This is a genomic window from Streptosporangium sp. H16, from assembly GCF_051918855.1.
GTDB lineage: Bacteria > Actinomycetota > Actinomycetes > Streptosporangiales > Streptosporangiaceae > Streptosporangium.
Genome location: NZ_JBPXMD010000015.1, coordinates 82,937 through 103,600 on the forward strand (window position 1 = coordinate 82,937; position 20,664 = coordinate 103,600).

The 20,664-nt window shown below is 69.9% G+C and carries 14 protein-coding genes and 1 pseudogene; 2 read left to right on the forward strand and 13 right to left on the reverse strand.

Going from position 1 to position 20,664, the window contains the following annotated elements; genetic code table 11:
* Positions 1 to 37: 37 nt before the first annotated feature.
* The 3 genes from selD to ACTOQ2_RS24600 all read right to left on the reverse strand — a co-directional run bounded on the left by selD (position 38) and on the right by ACTOQ2_RS24600 (position 2,751).
* Positions 38 to 1,108, reverse strand: a complete 1,071-nt coding sequence (gene selD, locus ACTOQ2_RS24590; protein ID WP_440102524.1) for a selenide, water dikinase SelD — start codon at positions 1,106 to 1,108, stop codon at positions 38 to 40.
* A 94-nt stretch (positions 1,109 to 1,202) separates the two neighbouring features.
* Positions 1,203 to 1,754, reverse strand: a complete 552-nt coding sequence (locus ACTOQ2_RS24595) for a carboxymuconolactone decarboxylase family protein (protein ID WP_440072803.1) — start codon at positions 1,752 to 1,754, stop codon at positions 1,203 to 1,205.
* 322 nt (positions 1,755 to 2,076) lie between these two features.
* The gene (locus tag ACTOQ2_RS24600) at positions 2,077 to 2,751 is read right to left on the reverse strand and encodes a winged helix-turn-helix transcriptional regulator (protein ID WP_440102527.1); all 675 of its coding nucleotides are present in this window, start codon (positions 2,749 to 2,751) and stop codon (positions 2,077 to 2,079) included.
* Between the two features lie 95 nt (positions 2,752 to 2,846).
* Here ACTOQ2_RS24600 and ACTOQ2_RS24605 point away from each other — a divergent pair, with 95 nt between their 5' ends.
* Positions 2,847 to 3,401, forward strand: coding sequence for a peroxidase-related enzyme (locus ACTOQ2_RS24605; RefSeq protein ID WP_440102528.1), 555 nt, complete (start codon positions 2,847 to 2,849; stop codon positions 3,399 to 3,401).
* Positions 3,402 to 3,456: 55 nt separating this feature from the next.
* Here the strand turns inward: ACTOQ2_RS24605 and ACTOQ2_RS24610 are convergent, their stop codons facing one another.
* From ACTOQ2_RS24610 to ACTOQ2_RS24640, 7 genes and pseudogenes are all read right to left on the reverse strand, one after another.
* Positions 3,457 to 4,671 carry a hypothetical protein gene (locus ACTOQ2_RS24610; RefSeq protein ID WP_440102530.1) on the reverse strand — a complete coding sequence of 405 codons (1,215 nt, stop codon included), beginning with the start codon at positions 4,669 to 4,671 and terminating at the stop codon, positions 3,457 to 3,459.
* Entirely contained in the window at positions 4,668 to 5,519 is an 852-nt protein-coding gene (locus ACTOQ2_RS24615; protein ID WP_440102532.1) for a phosphate/phosphite/phosphonate ABC transporter substrate-binding protein, read from the reverse strand. The genes ACTOQ2_RS24610 and ACTOQ2_RS24615 overlap by 4 nt, the downstream gene beginning before the upstream one ends.
* Before the next feature lie 12 nt (positions 5,520 to 5,531).
* Positions 5,532 to 6,653, reverse strand: coding sequence for an acyl-CoA dehydrogenase family protein (locus ACTOQ2_RS24620; protein WP_440102534.1), 1,122 nt, complete (start codon positions 6,651 to 6,653; stop codon positions 5,532 to 5,534).
* Positions 6,643 to 8,970: an ATP-dependent Clp protease ATP-binding subunit gene (locus ACTOQ2_RS24625; protein WP_440102535.1), complete on the reverse strand. Its 2,328-nt coding sequence runs from the start codon at positions 8,968 to 8,970 to the stop codon at positions 6,643 to 6,645. Before ACTOQ2_RS24625 ends, ACTOQ2_RS24620 begins: the two co-directional genes overlap by 11 nt.
* Positions 8,971 to 9,241: 271 nt before the next feature.
* A pseudogene (locus ACTOQ2_RS24630) lies at positions 9,242 to 9,493 on the reverse strand (ArsR/SmtB family transcription factor); the annotation flags it as partial.
* A 12-nt stretch (positions 9,494 to 9,505) separates the two neighbouring features.
* On the reverse strand, positions 9,506 to 9,856 hold the full coding sequence (locus ACTOQ2_RS24635; RefSeq protein ID WP_440102537.1) for a VOC family protein: 351 nt from the start codon (positions 9,854 to 9,856) through the stop codon (positions 9,506 to 9,508).
* Positions 9,857 to 9,948: 92 nt separating this feature from the next.
* Positions 9,949 to 11,397 (reverse strand): DHA2 family efflux MFS transporter permease subunit, encoded by a 1,449-nt coding sequence (locus ACTOQ2_RS24640; RefSeq protein ID WP_440102539.1) that lies wholly within the window; start codon positions 11,395 to 11,397, stop codon positions 9,949 to 9,951.
* A 378-nt stretch (positions 11,398 to 11,775) separates the two neighbouring features.
* Between ACTOQ2_RS24640 and ACTOQ2_RS24645 the strand changes: the two genes are divergently transcribed.
* On the forward strand, positions 11,776 to 13,176 hold the full coding sequence (locus tag ACTOQ2_RS24645) for an LVIVD repeat-containing protein (protein WP_440102727.1): 1,401 nt from the start codon (positions 11,776 to 11,778) through the stop codon (positions 13,174 to 13,176).
* A 159-nt stretch (positions 13,177 to 13,335) separates the two neighbouring features.
* Here ACTOQ2_RS24645 and ACTOQ2_RS24650 read toward each other — a convergent pair whose 3' ends face one another.
* From ACTOQ2_RS24650 to ACTOQ2_RS24660, 3 genes are read right to left on the reverse strand one after another with little or no spacing between them, the layout of a single operon-like run.
* Entirely contained in the window at positions 13,336 to 14,280 is a 945-nt protein-coding gene (locus ACTOQ2_RS24650) for a hypothetical protein (protein ID WP_440102541.1), read from the reverse strand.
* Complete coding sequence (locus tag ACTOQ2_RS24655) at positions 14,277 to 15,029, reverse strand: NADPH-dependent F420 reductase (protein ID WP_440102542.1); 753 nt, start codon at positions 15,027 to 15,029, stop codon at positions 14,277 to 14,279. Before ACTOQ2_RS24655 ends, ACTOQ2_RS24650 begins: the two co-directional genes overlap by 4 nt.
* Positions 15,026 to 20,662: a type I polyketide synthase gene (locus tag ACTOQ2_RS24660; RefSeq protein ID WP_440102544.1), complete on the reverse strand. Its 5,637-nt coding sequence runs from the start codon at positions 20,660 to 20,662 to the stop codon at positions 15,026 to 15,028. Before ACTOQ2_RS24660 ends, ACTOQ2_RS24655 begins: the two co-directional genes overlap by 4 nt.
* Positions 20,663 to 20,664: the final 2 nt, after the last annotated feature.

A 20,664-nucleotide genomic window follows, 5' to 3' on the forward strand; every position in this document is an offset into this window, starting at 1 on the left:
AGCATATGGGGATGGTTCATGAGGCCCGCGTGGATCGTCAGGAGGGGCCGCCACGCACGGTGATGTGTCCGGCGTTCCCGGCGATCACCCGCCCGATCAGCGCGGCGGGCAGCCCTTGTGCCCGCAGTCGCTCCAGCAGGCCGTCCGCGGGTGCGGGCGCGGCGATGAGCAGGCCTCCGGAGGTCTGCGCGTCGTGCAGGAGCACCGAGATCTCCTCCTCGACGGACGGATCGGTGCGCACCCAGTCCGCCAGATAGCTCATGTTGGCCCGGGAACCGCCTGAGACGAATCCCTTGGCGGCCAGCTCGCAGGCCCCGGGCAGGAAGGGCACTCGGCGGGCGTCCACCTCCGCGGCGACGCCGCTGGCTCTCAGCATCCTGCGCAGGTGCCCGAGCAGTCCGAATCCGGTCACGTCGGTGGCGGCTCGGACCCCGGCCGCCAGCGCGAGCTCGCTCGCCGCCGCGTTGAGCGCCGCCATGGAGGCCACGGCGCTCTCGACGGTGTCGGCGTGGGCGGCGTCGTGCTTCAGCGCCGTGACGACGACCCCTGTTCCCAGCGGCTTGGTCAAGATCAGCTCGTCGCCGGCCCTGGCGTTGTCGATGGTGAACAGGCGTGCCGGGTCGGCGATGCCCACCACCGCCATGCCGTACTTGGGCACCGGATCGGCGATCGTGTGGCCGCCGACGACGGTGCATCCCGCGTCGGCCGCCACCGCCGCGGCGCCGCGCATGACCTGCGCCAGCATGCTGATCGGCAGGTCATCGCCGGGCCAGGCGGCCAGGTTGAGCGCGATGAGGGGCCGGCCGCCCATCGCGTAGACGTCGGACAGGGCGTTCGCCGCGGCGATGCGACCCCAGTCGTAGGCATCGTCGACGATGGGGGTGAAGAAGTCCGTGGTCAAGATCAGGGCCTGTGTCGCGTTGAGCCGCAGGACCGCGGCGTCGTCGCCTTCGGGCAGGCCGACGAGCAGGTCGGTGCCGGACGTGGAGATGATCGGGCCGAGATCGCCCATGAGCTGTTCGAGGGAGGCCTGAGGAAGCTTGCAGGCACATCCGGCGCCGGGTGAGAGAGAAGTGAGGCGGACGCTGTGCCGAGTTGATTCGCTCATCTCAGCCTTTCCAGGTGCTCATCGAAACTCTGGTGACCGATGGCGGCCGCCCCGACCTCACGCGGTGAACCGGGCGGCCGCCGTCTGACCGGCCCTAGTGGCCGGTGGCGCACATCCGGTAACCGTCGTTGATGATCATCTGAGCCATCCCGACATAGGCGGCGGGGTCTTGGGGGACGATCGCGGCCAGCCCGTCGCAGTAGCGGTTGAACATGCAGAACGCCGCGGAGATGAGCACCGTGTCGTGGATCTCGGTGTCCGTGGCGCCGGCCTGGCGGGCCGTCTCCACCATCTCCTCGGTGACCTCCTGACCTCCGCGCTGTGTCGCGCCGGCGATGACCAGGAGCGCCTTGAGCTTGGAGGAGATCGGCGCGCTGGCGGCGTCGTCGATGACCTTGTCCACCAGTGCCCGGCCGCCGCTCTGCTGGGCGGCGCTGATCTCGGTGTGCGCGGAACTGCAGAAGTGGCAGTCGTTCAGCATCGAGACGTAGGCCGCGATCAGTTCGCGGTCACCTCGGCTCAGGGAGTGCGGGTTGCGCAGGAGCACCTCGGCGAGTTCGGCCAGCGGGCGCCCCGTCTCGGGACGGTACTGGAACAGGCCGGGAGTTCCGGGAGCCAGCTCGGGGGACATGGCGATGTGCGGCATTGTCTCTCCTCTGGGGGTGGTGCACGATCCTCGGCGCTGCCGTGGCCGGCGGTGAAAGGCGAAGACGCCACGCAAAAGGGAACGTCTTCTCGGGCGAGCCGCCACGGGCGTTGTCGTACCCGACACCTCAAAGTAGAACGCTTTAGAGATATATAGTCAAGCGTAAAGAAGCTCTGTTGCCAGGGGAGGTGTGAGGCAGTTGTCGAGCCATCGAAAAGAGACCTTCGTCAGCACATATTCAACTCAAAGATAGAGGGGCCGATCGATGACGGAGCGTGAAAGCACCACGAAATTCTATTGTTTCTTAAATTGTGAGAAGAGGTCAGCGTGCGCCCGCGACGGCGTCCATCTCGGGCATGAGGCCCAGCAGGAAGCTGGAGCGCATGATCGCGTCGGGATCGCCGGACAGCATGAGCCTGCCCGAAGCCAGGGCCTCGAAGGGGGTCAGCCGCTTGGATCCGATCTCCACGAAGGTTCTGGCGTCGGTACGCGCCACCATGGAGCAGGGGCCGTCGTACGCTCCGTCGGTCGCGCGAGGAACCCGTCCTTCGACGGCGATGTGGAAGGTGACGTCGTCCACATGAAATTCGTATACCTCGTCGACGTCCGACGCGCGCGCCGGGTCGATCATCGCCTGCACCGCGAGGAATCCCCAGTGCGGCCGGACCTCCTGGTCGGCCTGGGGTGCGCCGAGGAACGCCATCCCCCAGCGCGCCAGCATCAGCACCGGCTCGCGCAGCTGCCGGCCCGACTCGGTCAGCTCATACCCCTGGTCACGGGAGGTGGGCTTCACCAGAATTCCCTGCTCAGTAAGGGATTTGAGACGCTCCGCGAGCAGGTTGGTGCCGATGCCGGGAAGCTCGGCGACCAGTTCGCTGTAGCGCCGGGGGCCCAGCAGCAACTCACGGATGATGAGCAACGTCCAGCGCTCCCCCACGATGTCGAGAGCCGAGGCCAGGCCGCAGTACTGTCCGTAGTTTCTCCGCACATGACTCATTGTGATCCTCCTCTTGAATTCTATACTTTATTTCTAGATAGGAACATACGACAAGAGGCGGATCGGGAGCGAGCATGGTGACACATTCGCCCGGTGTGCGAGTGCCTGTGATCCACGAGGCGGCCGCGACGGGAGACACGGCGGCGATCTACGAGGAGATACGGGACCGGCTGGGTTTCGGCCTGGTCCCCGACGTCTTCAAGCTGGTCAGCACACGCCCGAGTTATCTGCGGGCCTTCTGGGACGGATACCGTTCGGTCTTCCTCGAGGGCGTCCTGGATCGCGACGTCAAGGAGCTGATCGCCGCCTTCGTCGCGCGGGAGGTCGCGTGCCGGTACTGCGTCGACGCCCACGTCCTCTTCCTGGACCTGATCGGAGCGGACCCCGGCCTTGCCGCGAGTCTCGCCGTCGCCGACATCGACGACATGGCGATCCCCGAGCCGACCCGCGAGCTCCTGCGGCTGGCTCATCGCATCACGCACGAGGCGTACCGGATCCTCGATCAGGATTTCGTCAGGCTCCGGGCGGTGGGATGGAGCGACGAGCAGATCCTGGAGGCGGTCTGGACCGCCTGCCAGTTCAACTGGGTGGCGCGGATGGTCAACACCCTTGGCCTGAGCGCCCTGGGCCAGCTCTCCGAGCGGGGCTGACCCGATGGTGAGGGGTGCGGCGCCGGCCGCTCCAACGCGGCGCCGCACCCCCGGCTCACATGAAGTTGCGGGTGTGCAGGGCGGACAGCTCGGTGGCCTCGTCGTGCGGGAAACCCAGCCGCACGAGGCGGTGCCGGCGTCCCTCGTCCATCTCCGCCTGCAGTCGCAGCACCTTCGCGTACCCGCGTTCGACGGCTTCTGGCGTCCATTCTCCGGCGGCCAGGGTGACCAGGGCGTCGAAGACGTCCTGGTTCAGCCCGGCGCTGCTGACGAGGGTCTCGTGCCGCCTCTCCACCGCGGCGCGAAGCCGGTCGCGCAGCGACGGATCGACCGCCGACTGGTGTTGCAGGTGGGCCACCCCGAAGGCGACGTGCCGCGCCTCGTCCTGCCGGGCGAGCCTCGCGACCTGGCGCGTCACCGGATCGGGGGCGTGCTGGTCGAGAAAGGTCAGCAGGTTGAGGAAGCTTCCCTCCCCCAGCACCGACAGCAGGAACGACGCGAGGGAGAAGTCCGGCTCGGTGAGCAGGGTGCTCAGCGATTCTCGCCCGCTCACCGACGAGGTGCCCATGTCGCCGCCGGTGAGCAGGGCACGGCGGGTGAAGACCTCGACGTGCCGGGCCTCGTCGGCCGCCTGGACGGCCAGGAGCTGCAGGACCTCCCTGAAATGCGGGTGGACGCGGGCCAGCAGCCGGGCCGGGACGACCAGGGCCGCCTGCTCGTTCTCCACCAGGAAGGTCATCACCTGCACCACCGCCCGCTCGATCTCGTCGGACAGGCTGAACTCCGCGTCCCACGCCACCGCCGTGGCCGGATCCCACTGGGCGGCGGCCGCGTGCGCGTACAGGCTGGGTGCGATCGTGGACCAGACCAGGTCCCGGTGGATCAGGTCGACGGGAAGCTCCGGGCCGCCGGGTTCGACGAGTGCTCCGCGCGCCGCCAGGCCCCAGTGCCGCGGGGGGTCGGCGACGATTCCCTCGGGAGCGGGGCCGCCCGCGCGTTCGGCGTGTGCCCACCGGTCGAGATCGGTGCGGCCGCGCACCACCCGGGCCCGCACCTCGTCGTCGGCGTCGTCGGCGTCCTCGACGAGGTGCACGCGGTGTCCTCTGCCCCGGCACCAGGCCTCGAGATGGACGACGAGTGCGGCGTCGCGGCCGGTCACCGCCAGCTCGTCTCCGGGTTCCAGGTCGCGCAGCGCCCTTTGCACCAGCAGGTGGGCGCCGCGCTCGAAGCTGAGGTCTCGAAGGTCGAGCAGGGGCGGCGGGCCGGTCATGGCGTGTATCCGTCCGCTGTGACGGCCCCGGACGCGTCGTAGAAGCCCGTCTCGTCGACCGCGGCCTCCAACGCGGCGTATCCGCTCGTTCTGCCGGGCTGCCACACGGTGAGCCCTTCGAGGTCGAACAGGGGGCGTACCCGGGGGTCGGCGTAGGACATGGACAGCAGGAGATCACCGAAGGCCTGGGTGACCTGCGCGGGCACGTGGTCGCCGACGCTCATGTTGCAGTGGTCGTAGGGCGGGGTCTGGGCGAGGACACGGGTGCTGCCCGCGGCGAGGGTGCCCTCGCGGCCGAACAGCAGGTGGTTGGAGTCGATCATGCATGCGGCGGCCACCGTGCCGGCCGCGAGGGCGCGGGCGGCGTCCCGCTCGCCGCCGATGTGGTCGCCGTGCAGGCCCACGCCGACGTCGAACCGGCGGATCGGCACGTCGATCCCCGGTCGCAGGCCGCGCCCGGCCAGGAACGAGGAGGGGATCAGGGTGGCCTGCGGGGAGTCCACGGCGCCGACCGCGACGGTCTCCCCCTTCAGATCGGCCAGGTCCTTGTAGGGGGAGTCCGCGCGGACCACGATCACCGAGGTGAGATCCCGGTCGGTGTCGCGCATGACCAGGGGGGTGAGCCGGCGCCGGCGGGCCTCGGCCAGGCGCCGGGCGCGGATCCAGGCCAGCGGGGAGTTCCAGGCGGCGTCGATGCGCCCCTCCACGAGGTCTTCGGCCTGGCGCTCGTAGTGGGAGTAGAGGACGAAGTCGAAGGCGAATCCCTGGTCGAGCAGCCACGACCTGAACCCGCCCCAGATCGTCACCACCTTGGGGTCGTAGGCGACCGCACCCATGAGCAGCGTCATCGTGGAATCCTCCTAAAAGAGCGGCATGCCGAGGGTGGCCCGGCCGACGAAGTCGTGCAGGGCGTCGGTCGTGGGGGCCATCACGCGTGCGGCGAGCGCGTCGCGGAACAATCGCTCCACCCCCGTCTCCTTGCGGAACGCCGACCCTCCGCACAACCGCATCACACCGTCGGCGACCTCCGCCGCGGCCTCGGCAGAGACCGCTTTGACCTGCAGGACGCGCAGGGTGGCGTCCGCGCGGCCGGTCTCCAGCGCGGTGAGGGTGTCGGTCAGGAAGGCGCGGACCTCGTCGGTGCGGGTGTGCAGTTGCGCGAATCGGGCTCGCTGCAGCGGCTGCTCGGCGAGCGTCTGGTCGAGGTGGTCGAGCCTGGTGCCCAGCAGGTGGTCATGTGCCTTGGCGACCAGTGCCTCCATGAGCCCGAGGGAGAACGCCGCGTTCAGGACGAGGAAGTACGGCAGCGCGGTCTGGAGCGCGATGTCCAGGCCCGAGCCGTCCGCGCCGAGCATGGCGTCCCGGTCGACGGTGACGTTCTCACCCGTGATGGGGCTGGAGGCGTTTCCGCGCAGCCCGAATCCGTCGAACGGCCCGCGGTCGCGCAGGCCGGCCGCGTCGCTGCGCACCAGCCAGATCGTCATGGGGCCCTCGGCCTCCAGCGGGCGGGTCGACCACACGTAGCTGTCCGCCTCGGCCGCGGCGGTGACCCAGCTCTTCCTGGAGTCGAGCCGGATGCCGCCGTCGCCGGAGGAGGCCGTGCCGAGGGGGGCCCAGAAGTGGCTGCGGGAACCGGCCTCGGAGAAGGCGAGTGTGGTGAGGTGCTCGTTGCGGGCGATCTCCGCGCGGACCTTCTCGCTGCCGTAGGCCTCGATCAGCGCCGTCGCGGCGTAGTGCATCAGCACGACCATGGCGGTCGACCCGCACGTCTCGCCGAGCCTTTCGATCACCTTCGCGGCCTCGGACAGGCCCTGGCCGCCGCCGCCGAGCTCCTTGGCGCTCGTGAGGCCCAGCAGGCCGGCCTGGGCGAGCGCGTCGACGCCGGCACGCGGAAACGTTCCACGGCGGTCGGTCTCCGCCGCGGCCGGAGCGATCGTGGATTCGATCGCGGCGTCCAAGGCGGCCATGTGATCAGAGAACACGGACATCACCACTTTCGGTTCGAGACGGATCGTGATCGGTCGAGGGTCCTGGCGTGAAGGTGAGCGCGGCGGATCCGGTTGCCTCGGCGCTGACGACGACGCTCTGCCCGGCCTGGAGCCGCCCGCTGAGAATCAGGGCGGACAGGGGGTCGTCGAGCAGTTGCCGGACGACTCGCCGCAGGAGGCGGGCGCCCTGTGCCGGGTCGTGGCCGAGGTGTGCCAGCAGGCGTCGGGCGTCCGGCCTCACCTCCAGGGTGATGGCTCTGTTGCCGCTCAGACGCTCGGACAGGCGGGCGACGGTCAGATCGACGATCTCCAGCAGGTCGGCCGGTGTCAAATGGCCGAACACGACGACGTCGTCCACCCGGTTGAGGAATTCGGGTCGCAGATGATCTCGGAGCTCGTCTTCGACCCTGGATCGCGCGTGCTCGGCGCCGAGGCTGTCGTCGCCGGGATCGGCGAAACCGGCGGGCAGGCTCCAGGCGAGGTTTCCGGCCCCCAGGTTGGTCGTCATGATGACCACGGTGTTGGTGAAATCGACCTGCCGGCCGTGGCCGTCGGTGAGCCGGCCATCCTCCAGGACCTGGAGAAGCATGTCGAGAACATCGGGGTGAGCCTTTTCGATCTCGTCGAACAGCACCACCGAGAAGGGGCTTCGTCGAACACCCTCGGTAAGCCGGCCTCCATCTTCGTAGCCGACATAACCCGGCGGCGCACCGAACATCTTGGATACGGAGTGCTTTTCCATGTACTCGCTCATGTCCAGTTGGATGAGCGCGTCGTCGCGGCCGGAGAGGAACGCGGCCAGCGCCTTGGCGAGTTCGGTCTTGCCCACTCCGGTGGGGCCCGCGAAGACGAACGAACCGTTGGGACGGCCCCGATCCCCCACTCCTGTCCTGGCGCGCCGGACAGCGCGTGCCAGTACCGCGATCGCGGCGTCCTGGCCGACCACGCGCTTGCGAAGCTCGATCTCCATCGCCAGCAGCCGCGTCGTCTCCCCCGTGGAGACCTGCGTCAGCGGGATACCGGTCATCGCGGCCACCACCTCGGCGATGAGTTCACCGGTGACCTGTGCCGTCCTTTCCGCGTCGGGCAGGGCCAGCGCCCGGATCCGGGTCAGTGCCGCCGCCTCGTCCATCGCGTCGATGGCCTTGTCGGGCAGGAAACGGCTGGGAAGATGACGATCCGTCAGGCGTACCGCGGTGAGCACGGCCTCGTCGGTGATCGACACCCGATGATGCGTCTCGTAGCGTTCGCGCAACGCCTTGAGGATCTCGACGGTGGCGGCGGCGTCGGGTGGTTCCACCTGGACGGCCTGGAACCTGCGGGCCAGGGCCGCGTCCCCGCCCAGGTGTCTGCGGTAGTCCTGGGGTGTGGTGGCACCGATCGTGCGCAGCTCGCCTCGGGCCAGCAGGGGTTTCAGGATCGAGGCGGCGTCGATCGTTCCCTCGGGCGCGCCGGCTCCCAGGAGGGTGTGCAACTCGTCGACGAACAAGATGATGCCGCCGTCGGCCTGGATCTCGGTGACCACGGTCTTCAGGCGCTCCTCGAACTCGCCGCGATAGCGCGCACCGGCCACCAGGGCGCCCAGTTCCAGGGTGTACAGGCGCTTGCCGTCCAGGACGTCGGGCACCTGCCCGCTGACGATTCTTTGTGCCAGGCCCTCGACCAGGGCGCTCTTGCCGACGCCGGGTTCCCCGATCAGCAGCGGGTTGTTCTTCGTGCGGCGGCAGAGAACCTGGATGAGACGCTGGAGTTCCTTTTCCCGCCCGATCACCGGATCCAGGTCCCCGTTGCGGGCCGCGTCGGTCAGGTTGCGCCCGAAGCGTTCGAGCAGCAGGTCAGCCGAGCGCACCGGTCCGGCGGCCAGGCGGATCGGTTGCGGAACCTGGTCGAGCAACTCCAGGATGCGTTCGCGCACCCGGGCGGCGTCGGCTCCCAGGTTCGCCAAGACCTTGACGGCCGGGTCATCCCGTACGGCGACCATGCCCAGCAGGATGTGCTCGGTGTCGATGTGGTCGCGCCCCAGCCGCCTGGCCTCGGTGAGCGAGCGTTCGAACAGCTTGGCCGCACCGTCGCTCATCGGGATGTGTCCGGCGGTGAACTGCTGGCCCGCCCCGACGATTTTCTCCACCTGCTGGTGCACGCTGTCGAGCTCGATGTCGAACTCCTTGAGCAGCGCGCCGGCCAGCCCGTCGGCCTGGACCAGGCCGAGGAGGAGGTGTTCGGTGCCGACGGAGTTGTGGTTGAACATCCTGGCCTCTTCCTGGGCCAGGACGACCACCTGCCGTGCAAGATCGCTGAGTCGGTCCACCATCTTCCGCTCCTCGCTCGGTTCCGCTGAAGCGGCATGGCAACGGAGGCCGGTCTCCGGCGGACGCGGATGGCGAGACGCCGGAGGGCATTGAGCTGTTCGTCGCCGTACGGGATGTGCGGCGGGTGTGACGGCGAAGACGTCGCGGGCACGAAAAGCCGGGCGACGTCACGGAGTCATTTTTTTTTCGCGCCGCGTCCTCGGCCGCCTGGCGGGCCACGTCGAAGCCGGCGTGCCACATTTCCTGCAGGAACAGGCGGACCCTGGCCAGGGTCGCCTCGCTGGCACGGTACAGCCGGCGGGTGCCCTCACGGCGCTCGGTGATCAGACCGGCTTCCTTGAGCACCTTCAGGTGCTGGGAAACCGCCGACCGGGTGACCTCGAAGTGTTCGGCGATCTGCCCGGCCGGCAGCTCGGTGGATGCGATGAGGGTGAGGATCGCCCGCCGGTGGGGTTCGGCGATCGCTCGAAGGACGGCGTCCAGTTCCTCGTCCGTGTTCACGGATCGCATCTCACCGGGATGCATGGCGGCGCTTGCTCAGCGCTGCCACAGACCGATGCGGTTGCCGTCGGGGTCACGGAAGACGGCCATCTTCCCGATGCCGGGGATGTCGTAGGGCGGCGTCTCCTTCTCGCCGCCGAGCGAGTCGATCTGCTTGAGGGTCTCCTCGGCGTCGTCGACGACGACGTACATCACGACACCGGCGGGGGTGTGCTCACCGGCTTCTCCGATACCGCCGGGGATGCCCTCGGAGGCGCCGGGGTCGATCATTCCGTAGTTCATGTCGGCATCGAAGTCGATCTTCCATCCGAACACCTCGGAGTAGAACGCGCGGGACTTGGCGGAGTCCTTCGCCGTGATGTCGAACCAGGCAACGGGCTTTCCCATTGACTTTCCTTTCGTGTGATGTGGTGTGCTGCGATTTCCTGGGAGGTCGGGTTCCCGGTGAGGGGGCGTCTCGGCCGGAAGGTGAGGGGGTCTCAGGGCGAGGCGGGGCCTGGCTGCATGTCGGGCGACATCGGCGCGGCGGCGGTCTCGGGGTCGGGGCGGCGAATGATCAGCGCGGCCGCCACCCCGGCGAAGGTGACGACGGTCAAGACGATGGTCGCCGGGGTGAATCCGGCGACGAACTGCTCCTTGGAGCCGTAGCCGCCGGCGCTGGTGAACACCGCGGCCACCGCGGCGACTCCGAACACCGCACCCACCTGGCGGATGGTGTTGCTCACTCCGGCGGCGACTCCGACCTGCATCGGGTTGACCGAGCGCATGACCGCCGAGGCCACCGTCGGGAACGCGATGGAGACCCCGACACCGGCCAGCAGCAGCGGGGCGATCATGGGCCCGTAGCCCATCCCGGCGGAGGCCATCAACGCGATCGCGAGGAATCCGACGCCGTGCAGCAGCAGTCCCACGATGACCAGTGGCCGCTCTCCCATGCTGTCGGCCAGCTTCCCGGCGACGGGCGAGATGAACAGGGCGAGCCCGACCCACGGCAGCATGCGGATGCCCACGCCCAGCGGGTCGTTGTTCTCGGCCAGTTGCAGGTACTGGGCGAAGACGAAGCCGTTGCCGTACAGCGCGGCGGCCAGTACGAAACTGGTCAGGCATCCGCCGGTGAAGCTGAGGTTGCGGAACATGCTCACCGGCATCATGGGGCTTGAGGTCTTGGTCTCCCAGAAGACGAACAGCGCCAGCACGATGACTCCGCCGACGATGCCGCCGAGCACGGTGGGCGAGGTCCAGCCGGCCTCTCCGCCGCGGATGATGGCCTGGGCGATGGCGAAGACGCCCGCGGTGGACAGGATCAGGCCGAGCAGGTCGATTCTCGACGCCACTCCCCGGGTTTCTGCGATCTTCATGAGGCTCAGGGCGATCAGGGCCACACCGACCGGGACGTTGAGCCAGAAGATCCACTGCCAGGCGAAGCCCTGGATGATGGCGCCGCCGATGAGCGGGCCCGCGGCGACCGCGACGCCGGAGATGGCGCCCCAGATGCCGAAGGCGGCTCCGCGTTCCTGCGGCGGGGTGGCGTCGGTGATGACCGCCAGCGCCAGGGCGATCGCGATGCCGCCGCCTATTCCCTGCAGCGCCCTGGCCGCGATCAGTGTCTCGATCGAGGTGCTCAGCGCGCACAGGGCCGAGCTGAGCGTGAAGATGCCAACGCCGATGACGAACAGTTTGCGGCGGCCGAACCGATCGCCCAGGGCCGAGCCGGTGAGGATGAGTGCCGCGAAGCCGAGTTCGTAGGCGTTCACGGTCCAGCCCAGGCCGGCGACTCCGGCTCCGAGCTCTTCGTGCAGGGTCGGCAGTGCGGTCGTGACGACCAGCACGTCCAGGCCGACCATGAACGAGGCGAAGGACGCAAGGATCAAAGTCCATCGCTGCCGCGCCGGTGAGTAGGCGGGCGGGGAATTGTCACTGACGGTCATGGCTACTCCAACCAACGATATTGGCGGTGCGAGCAGCGCCCCCCGACGCCGCAGACCTCCGGATCCGGCTGTTCCGCCCGTCGGCGGACGCCACAGGCCGAGATCTGCAGGTCGCTGTACGGATTTAAACGTTAGCCATGTCTTCCGAAAGCGTCAACTGTCAGTTGGGCCCCTCCGAGATCCCTCCTGCGGCCTCTTTTTGCGTCACATCGGCGTGCGGACACCCGCAGGATGAACCGGATGCGATATCGCCGTCAACCCATTGACTATATTTTTCTAAAGTAATCCACTGGAGAGATGAGATCCAGGAAGGACCCCAATCCCCCAGACACGGACGGGCGGCCCCTCGGCGCGCCGCGGCGCGGGCGCGTCCGGACCATGCTGGTGCTCGCCTCGGCCGCCCTGCTCGCGCTCGGTGGCGCCACCGCGGCGACGACGGCGACCACGGCCGTCTCGGCGGCGCGGACGGCGGCGGACGACACCGTCGTGCACAGCGGGAACGTCAGGCACGTGGCCAACCTCGCCAAGCAGGCGCCGTTCGACGGGATGCTCTCCCCCACCACCGACCTCGCCTTCTCCGGCAGGCACGCCATCGCCGGGAACTTCGGCGGGTTCACCGTCTACGACATCGGCAACCCCCGCTCCCCCCGGATCGTCACCCAGGTGGTCTGCCCCGGAGCGCAGAACGACGTCTCGGTCGCCGGCGACCTGCTCTTCTTGTCGACGGACGACTCCCGCAGCGACGATTCCTGCCAGAGCGTTCCCAGGCCGGCGACGGAGAAGGACGCCTGGGAGGGCATAAAGATCTTCGACATCAGCGACATGTCACGGCCGAGGTATGTGACGTCGGTGGAGACCTCGTGCGGGTCGCACACGCACACGCTGGTGCCGGGCAAGGGCGCAAACCGCGGCGCGGTCTACGTCTACATCTCCTCCTACCTGCCCGACCCCTCCTTCCCGGACTGCCGGCCACCGCACGACAAGATCTCCATCGTCAAGGTGCCGTTACGTGATCCGGGCCGTGCCGCCGTCGTGGCCGAGCCGGTCCTGTTCCCCGGCGGCGGAAACCCCGGCGGCACGGGCAGCACGTGGTACCCGACGACGGGCTGCCACGACCTGACCGCCTACCCCGCGAGGAACCTGGCCGCGGGCGCCTGCATGGGCGACGGCGTCCTCCTCGACATCTCCGACCCCGAACGGCCATACGTGATCACCGCGGAGCGCGACACCGAGAACTTCGCCTTCTGGCACTCGGCCACGTTCAGCAACCACGGCGACAAGGTCGTCTTCACCGACGAGCTGGGCGGCGGCTTCGGCGCCACCTGCACCCCGGGCGTGGGCGCGCAAAGAGGGGCGAACGCCATCTACAAGATCAACGGCAAGGGTGACCGCCGCACGATGGAGCTGCAGAGCTACTACAAGATTCCGCGGCACCAGACGGCCACCGAGAACTGCGTCGCCCACTACGGCGCGCTCATCCCCGCCTGGGGCCGCGACATCATGGTCCAGGCCTGGTACCAGGGAGGGGTGTCCGTCTGGGACTTCACCGACGCTCGCAGACCCCATGAGATCGCCTATTTCGACCGGGGACCGCTGTCGGAGACGCAGCTGCTCCTTGGCGGGGCGTGGTCGGCCTACTACTACAACGGCTACATCTACGCCGCCGACACCCAGAAGGGGCTCGACGTGATCGATATTCGTGATCTTCGGACCGTCACCGGGAAACTCACCCGCCATGACCAGTTCAACGCCCAGACCCAGGTGCCGTACCCGAGGTGAGCGGCCCAGGCCGCAGGGAGGTGGCAGCGCCCACCGGCCGGTGGGCGCCCCGGCGGTTCACTATCGCTTCTGAAAGTGCGAAGGCTTCACGGGCCCGTGAGGAGTGCCCCGGCAGCCGTAGGCCGCCGGGGCGTGGATCTCACGAAAGGGCGAGACCGGTCAGTACCAGGTGATGATCGGATACCAGATGACGCCGGTGCGCGCGAGGAGCCGCACGTCCCAGTAGAGGAAGGTGAACACTCCCGCCACCAGGAACGCCGATCCGGTGATCACCGCTGCCCGGCTCGGCCTGGCGGCGATCCAGCGCTGGAGGCGTCCGCCGGCCACGACCGTCAAAAGAAGGAAGAGGACGGCGAGAACGATGATGTTGCCCAGGGACTGCATCACGAAGGAGAAGGCCCCGTAAAGCGGGTTGTGACTGTCGGCGACGTCACGGAAGAGCTGCCGGTAGAGCCCGAACGGGCGGCCGACGAGGAAGGCGCCGATCAAAACGCCCATCAGGGCCGAGCGCGCGTGGGGAAAACGCCGCGACAGCCGCTCCATCGGGTCCCTGACCAGTTTCAGGGCGGCGAGTCCCAGATAGCACAGGGCCAGGCCGATCACTCCGAAGACCACCATCGACTGGACGAGCCGCGGAGCGAGACCGGTGCTCACCGTCGCGGTCGAGTACTGCGGCATGTGCGTGCCGAACAGAGCGGCGATGACGCCGTAGGCGGCTGATACGACGGCCATGCCCGCGACCAGCCAGCCGAGCGGAGGCAGGGCCTGCCCCAGCCGGCCGCGCAGCGAGCGTCTTTCCCCCATCAGCGGGGCGACCGCGCCCAGGGCCGCGATGTTGCACGCGGTGAAGGTGCCGCCGACGCCGCTGGCGAAGGCGAAGGCGATGCCTGAGAGGACTCCCGCGATGGGGGCGTCGGTGCTCTCGTGCCCGAGGATCGCGCCGGTGACGCTGTCACCGATGACCCGGTCGACGAACGGGGCCGACCATATGACGGTCAGGGCGAACCCGGCCAGGGCGCTGAGCGCGATGACGAGGCCCCGCCGTGCGGGCACCGAACTGTGGCGGGTGGAGGTTTCCGTCACGCTGGTGTCGAGGTTTGTCACGGTGTCTTCCCTTCCGGTTCACGGATGTCGGTGGCTGTGCGGGCCGTGGGAGCCAGGCGCAGGAGCCGGAAGCCCACGGCGTCCCCCAGCCCCTCCTCGTGCCCGAGCCGGCGCAGCAGTTCGGTCAGCCCCTCGATCCACCGGCTGCTGTCCAGCGGACCGGCGTCGGCCGCGTCGAATCCGGTCTGCCGCAGGATCTGGGCGATGGACCGCTTCGCCTCGTGGTCGTCGCCGGCGATGGGCACCGTGGGTGCCGGTCCGCCGTGGGCGACGGCCCGGACCTGACGCGCCGAGACGCAGTTGAGGGCCTTGACGACGACGCTCTTCGGAAAGGACTCGGCGATCAGCTCGGCCGCGGAGCGGTGTTCGATGCCGTACAGGTCCGCCGGGCCGGGGTTGGAGACGTCCATCAGCACCTTTCCGGCGAGGCGGTGGCCGATCCGTGGCGCGATCTCCAGGCAACTCGCCCGTACCGGAGTCGCCAGGATCAGCACGTCCGCCTTCTCGGCCACCGCGTCGAGGTCCGCGGTCGTGACGGCGGGGACGCGTGCCGCGAGGTCTTCCGCGCTTCGCCGCCTGCCCCCTGCCAGGTAGACGGGGAAACCGTGGCCGGCGAACAGTTCTGTCAGGGCGGCGCCCATGGCGCCGCAACCGACGACACCGAGAAGGGGGCGTCGCCGCCCGGTGTCCGGCGTGAGGCGCCGGCCTTCGGCGCTCGCACGCGCCACCTCTCCCGGGAGGGAGTTCACGATCCTCCCTTCACCATGACGGCGATCGCGGCGGGGTGGCGCCGGCCCTCGACGACGACCACCGCCGAGACGAGGTGCTCGGCGCCGTTGCGCAGGAGCAGCCAGTCCTGCTCGTAGGCGCCTTGAACGGTGAGCGGAGCCTGCGCGGCGACTCGCCCGGTCTTGGACAGGCATTCGCGGACGGTCCACAGCCGGGCCAGCACCCGGGGTTCCGGTTCGTCGGTCATCCTGGTGATCTGGTCGGCCAGGCTGTTCCAGTGCGCCACCGCGCCTGGTCGCTGCGTCTCCTCGTTCACCCATTCCCAGTCGCAGGTCAACGGGGCCGGCCCGGTGACCTGCAGAAGGAGATCGTCGAGGTGGCTGCGGCTTTGCTGCGCGTCCGGCGCCTCGGGCCGCTCGCCGCCGTGGCGGGGGGTCCCCTCCCGCGCGGCGGGCAGGACCCGCACCCCGAGGCCGGCGCCGGGAAGGAGGGTGTCCAGCCCTCGCTCGAGGTAAGGGCCCAGGAGGACGGCGGGCCACCCGTGGGGGGGTTCGATGGGCCCGACGTCTCGAAGCCGCAGCCCTGCCCAGCTCAGGACGGGGTTGCCGGCGGTGTCGCGGACGGTCACGTCGTAGGTGTGGTCCGCTCCCGTGTGGGAGCGTTCGACCGCTGCCAGGACCAGGTCATCGCCGTCGTGTGGCTCGTGGCGGTGGAGGGTGAACGCGTCGCAGCCGACGGGCAGCAGGCGCCGGTTCGGTACGCACGCCTGCAGGACGTGGATGGTCGCGTCGTTCAGGGAGGGATCGCCGAGCAGGAGGGGTCCTGTCGTCGCCGCGCCGAACCGCCACCGCTCGCCGGTCTCCAGGACGGCCGTGCACGCGGTCGCCTCGAGGTGGTCGTAGCGTCGCAGCCGCTGGAAGAGCGGACCGTGAAAGAAGGTGGGGCCGTAGAGGTCGTGTCCGCGGTGGGCGGGCAGCCGCGACCGCCTCGCGGTCACGTCTTCGGGGTCGCGGGCCGCGAACACCGCGCGGCAGCTGAAGTGGTCGACGGTGTAGCCGCTCTCGTCGCTGCGGACGACGACCTCGATGTCGCCGTTCTCTCCGGCCAGGGCGCAGATCCTGATGGTCGCGGTCCCCGCCTCCGGGATGATCACTGGGCGTTCGAACCGGCAGTTCTCCAGGTTCGTGACAGGACGTCCGCTCAGCGCGCCGGCCGCCTGTGCCATCGCCTCCAGGGCGCAGACGGCTGGAAGCACCAGGAGGCCGTCGATGCGGTGGTCGAGCAGGTAGGGGTCGCGCCGGGTGTCGAGATCGGCCTCGGCGACGAGTTCGACGCCGGGAACCAGGGTGCGGACCCGCCGAAGGTAGGGGTGTTCATCGAGGACGGGTTCGCGGTTCAGCTGGGGAAGGCGGCCCGTGGCCAGGACGCTCGGTGCGGCCGGGCGTGCCGACAGCAGGTTCCGGAGCAGGCCGAGGCCCGCCTCGACGGGAAGCGGAACCACCCCGGCGCGGATGAGGCCGTCCAGGACGTCGAGCCGCTCTCCCATGCCGGCACCGGACCAGGCGGTCCAGTCCACATTGCAGACCCAGCAGTGCGGCAGGTCGCGGGCGAGCACGCGGGCCAGCTCGCGCATCCGGCCGTTGGCCAGCGCGTAGTGCGCCTCCCCTGGCAGGCCGAACCTTCCGATCACCGATCCGTAGGTGACCAGCAGGCGCAGGCGGGAGGTGTCGAGGGCGTCGACGAGCAGGCGCAGGCCCCGGTACTTGGCGGCCGCGTGCTCGGCGTAGTCGTCCGCTCGTAGCTCGGTGAAGCGCTTGGGGTGGTTGATCCCGCTGCTGTGGACGACCCCGGTGATCGGGCCGAGTTCGGAGGTGATCTGGTGGACCGCTCGGCGCAGGTCGGCCGCGTCGCTCACGTCGGCGCGGAGGTAGAGGTGGCCGATCCCGGAGGTGGTCAGCAGCGACAGGTTCTCGCGCAGTTCGTCGTCGCCTGCGGGGTCACCGCGTCCGAGAAGCGCCAGGCGTGCCCCCGACAGCTTTGCCAGGGTCAGGGCGCTGTGGAAGCCGATGCCCCTGCCTCCGCCGGTGACCAGGACGACGTCGGCTTCGCCCAGCGGGACCTCCGTGTCCGGGGCGGACGTCATGGGCGTGTAGCCGACGGTGTGGGCCTGGCCCCTCTCGTCGACCAGGAGTTCGAGGTGGGCGTCGAGAGGGGAGCGCAGGATGCGGGCGGTCGTGGCGGCCGCGCCGCGGCAGGAGGCTCCCACCCAGCGAATCGCCGACTCCGGGTGCTCCTGCCGGATCGTGGCCAGGTATCCCGAGGCCGTATCTCCGTGGTCGACGACGGTGAGCGGGGTCGCCGTCTCGACGGCCGCGCGCGCGACGTCGAGCAGTTCGGCGATGTCCTGGTCGCCGGGGTCTTCGGGCAGGAAGAGGAGTTCGGCAAGGGGCCGCCGCTCGCCGATACGCAGCAGCGGCTCCAGCTCGGCGCGCAGCGGCCCGCTCCCCCGGATACGCCAGGAGTGGTCGGCGGTCCGGCCCGTCAGCTCGACCGGTTCGGGACGCGGCACCAGGACGCGGTGCCAGTCGGTCACGCCCGGGGGCGTCGGCCCCTCGGCTCCGGCGTCGTCGGCGGCGGGAAGGGTTTCGATCAGCCGGCTCAGCTCCACGATCGACATGTCCGCGAGCATCAGCGGTTCGACCGGGACGGCCCGCCGGCAGGCCGTCGCCGCCTGGGCGGCGAGTTGCACCACGCGCAGCGAGTTCAGATGCAGGTCGCTCAGCAGCCGGTCGTGGTCGTCGATCGCGGTGACGGAAAGCTCGATGGTGTCGGCCACCAGCTTTTTGACCAGCGAGGAGACGTCTCCGTGTGGTCCGGGCGCCTCGGCCGGGGCCTGGGGGGCGGAGGTGGGAGGCCGCACGTCGGGCAGGGCGACGGTCGCCGGAGCCTGCTCGCAGGGATTTTCCAGGAACTCGGGATCACGCCACAGGTCGAAGTCGCGGTGGAAGCGTTCGGCGAACATCGGCCGCAGGTCGAGCGCCGCACCGAGGGCGTGCAGCGCTCCCGCCACCTGGCACAGCGCCAGCCCCGACTCGGCGCCGAGGTCCAGGGACAGGGCGGGAACGGAGGTGATGTCTCCCGCCAGTGAGGCCAGGGCGTGCCCGGGGCCGACCTCGACGAGCAGGTCACACGACTGGGCCAGCGCCGACACGGCCTGGCGGAAGAGTACCGGCGCCGTCAGCTGGCGAGTGAGCAGCCGGCGCATGTCGGTCTCGCCGGTGAGCAGGTCACCGGTGACCGTCGAGTGCACACGGCGAGCCGGGGCGTTCATCTCGATCGTGTGCAGGTAGCGCCCGAGTTCCGGCTCGGCCGCCGCGAAGGCCGGTGAGTGGAAGCCGTGGCTGACCTTCAACGGCTTGGCCACCACGTCCTGCTCCCGGCATCGGCGCATGATGCGGTCCAGATCGTCGGCGGGGCCGGCCAGTACGCGTGAGGTTCCGTGGTCGGCCGCCATGACGACGTCGGTGCCGGAGGTGAGGCGGGCCGACAGGTCCGCGTCCGCGGCGATCGAGATCATTCCGGTGCGGGGTGCTCCGTGCTCGCTCATGATGCGCCCTCGCGCGGTGGCCAGGGCGACGACGTCGTCTTCGCCCATCACCTCGCCCCAGTGCAGCGCGGTGATCTCGCCGAGGCTGTGACCCACCGCGGCGTGCGCGCTGACGCCGAGCCGCCGCAGCCAGCGCAGGCCCGCCAGCGAGGCCTTCACGACCGCCGGTTGGACGACGGCCGTGTCGGTGGGCTCTCGTCCCGCCGCTACCTTCCCGAAGTGGTCCTCGATGTCGGGCAGGACGACGCCGAGCGCACCGGCCCGCGTGGGCGGCGCGGCGCCTTGACCGGTGAACAGCAGGCCCACGCGGCCGGGCGAACCGCTGGCGACGCTGATCCCGGGAACGGTCACGAGCCCGTCGCCGTCATCGCCGGCGACCAGCTGGGCCGCCTGCCGTAACCGGCGGGCCAGCTGCTCGGGGTCCGCCGCCACCACGGCGGCGCGATGGCCGTGCTGAGCGCCGGCCGCGGTCCGGGCCAGGCCGGCGGCCAGGTCCACCTGTTCGGCGAGGGACATCGACGCGGCGACGGACGCCGCCCGCTCCAGCTGTGCCACGAGGTCTTCGCGGGTGGCCGCGCCGAAGACGAACACCTCGTGGCCGAGTCGGCGCCGGGCGATGCGCCGTTCGCCGCGGGTGAACGAGGAACGGTGCCGAGGGGTGGGCGATTCCAGGACGAGGTGGGTGTTAATGCCGCCGAAGCCCATGGCGCTCACCGCGGCGCGCAGCGGCGCGCCCTGCGGCCAGGGTTCGGGCTCGTCAACCACGCGGAGCGGCGCCGAGGGGGCGCGCAGCAGTTCGTGCGGCTCCTCGCAGCCGGTCGTCGCGGGGATGACCTGTCGTTGCAGGGCCAGAGCCGCCTTCAGCAGTCCGGCGACGCCGGCCGCGGCCTTGGTGTGGCCGATGTTGGCCTTGATGGAACCCAGCGCGGCCGGAGGGAGGGTTCTGCGGCCGCGCTGCGCCTCGGTCAAAGTGGAGATCTCCACGCTGTCGCCGACCGCGGTCCCGGTGCCGTGTCCCTCGAACAGGGACACCGTCTCGGGGCCGAACCCCGCCTGTTCGTAGGCTCGGTGGACGGCGAGCAACTGGCCATCCCGCTCCGGCCGGGTGATCCCGCCCCGGCCGTCGGAGGAGACGCCCCAGCCGCGGATGAGGGCCAGCGGGGTGCGGCCGGCGGCCAGGGCGTCCTCGGCCCGCATCAAGACCACCATCCCGCATCCCTCTCCCGGCCAGAAACCGGTGGGGTCGGCGTCGTAGATCCGCATCGCCGAGGTGGCGAGCGCGCCGGTACGCGCGAAGCCGACCAGCTCGAAGGGATCAAGGCTCAGGTCGACCCCGCCGGCGATCGCCATGTCGAGGTCGCCGGCCCGCAGCGCCCTGGCCGCGGTGACGACGGCGAGCAGGGAGGAGGAGCAGGCGCCGTCCACGGTGTACCCGCCGCCGCGCAGGTCGAAGTGGTTGCAGATGCGCCCGGCGATGGTGTTGGCCAGCCCGCCCGCCAGGCTCTCGTCGTTGGGTTCGGGGAAGGGGCTCTTGTAGGTCTGCTCCAGGCCGGTGAGGAGACGGGCCTGCGCGCCGGGGTCCCATCCCTCGGCGCTCAGCGCGTGCTGGAGCACGCGCCGCACGTAGGGCCAGCGCAGCCGCAGGCCGGCCGCGCGGCTGAACTCGCCGTTCATCGTGTTGCCGACGATCACGCCGACCCGGTCGCGGTCCAGGCCGTGAGCGTCGGGGAATCCGGCGGCGTGCAGCGCGTCCGCGGCGATCTCCAGGGCCAGCCAGTGCGCCGTGTCGGTGACGCGGTGCACGGAGCCCGGTACGCGAAAGCGGGCCCTGTCGAACGTCCATCCCTCCAGTACCGCGGCGAACCTGGCGTAGGTGCCGTCCAGGTCGCCCGCCGCGGTCATCGAGTAGTCGTCGAGATTGAGCCGGGCGGGTGGGATGGGCCTGAACGCTCTGCGTCCCGACAGGACCATCTCCCACAGTCGGTCCAGGCCGTCGGCGTCGGGGTATTTGCAGGCGGCGCCGACGATCGCGATCGACTCGTCCATGG

Bases quoted from the DNA above. Each gene is read 5' to 3' on its own strand.
- ACTOQ2_RS24625 (WP_440102535.1), bottom strand. From the start codon at position 8,970: ATGGTGGACCGACTCAGCGATCTTGCACGGCAGGTGGTCGTCCTGGCC.
- ACTOQ2_RS24635 (WP_440102537.1), bottom strand. From the start codon at position 9,856: ATGGGAAAGCCCGTTGCCTGGTTCGACATCACGGCGAAGGACTCCGCC.
- ACTOQ2_RS24600 (WP_440102527.1), bottom strand. From the start codon at position 2,751: ATGAGTCATGTGCGGAGAAACTACGGACAGTACTGCGGCCTGGCCTCG.
- ACTOQ2_RS24610 (WP_440102530.1), bottom strand. From the start codon at position 4,671: ATGACCGGCCCGCCGCCCCTGCTCGACCTTCGAGACCTCAGCTTCGAG.
- ACTOQ2_RS24645 (WP_440102727.1), top strand. From the start codon at position 11,776: ATGCTGGTGCTCGCCTCGGCCGCCCTGCTCGCGCTCGGTGGCGCCACC.
- ACTOQ2_RS24660 (WP_440102544.1), bottom strand. From the start codon at position 20,662: ATGGACGAGTCGATCGCGATCGTCGGCGCCGCCTGCAAATACCCCGAC.
- ACTOQ2_RS24595 (WP_440072803.1), bottom strand. From the start codon at position 1,754: ATGCCGCACATCGCCATGTCCCCCGAGCTGGCTCCCGGAACTCCCGGC.
- ACTOQ2_RS24640 (WP_440102539.1), bottom strand. From the start codon at position 11,397: ATGACCGTCAGTGACAATTCCCCGCCCGCCTACTCACCGGCGCGGCAG.
- ACTOQ2_RS24615 (WP_440102532.1), bottom strand. From the start codon at position 5,519: ATGACGCTGCTCATGGGTGCGGTCGCCTACGACCCCAAGGTGGTGACG.
- selD (WP_440102524.1), bottom strand. From the start codon at position 1,108: ATGAGCGAATCAACTCGGCACAGCGTCCGCCTCACTTCTCTCTCACCC.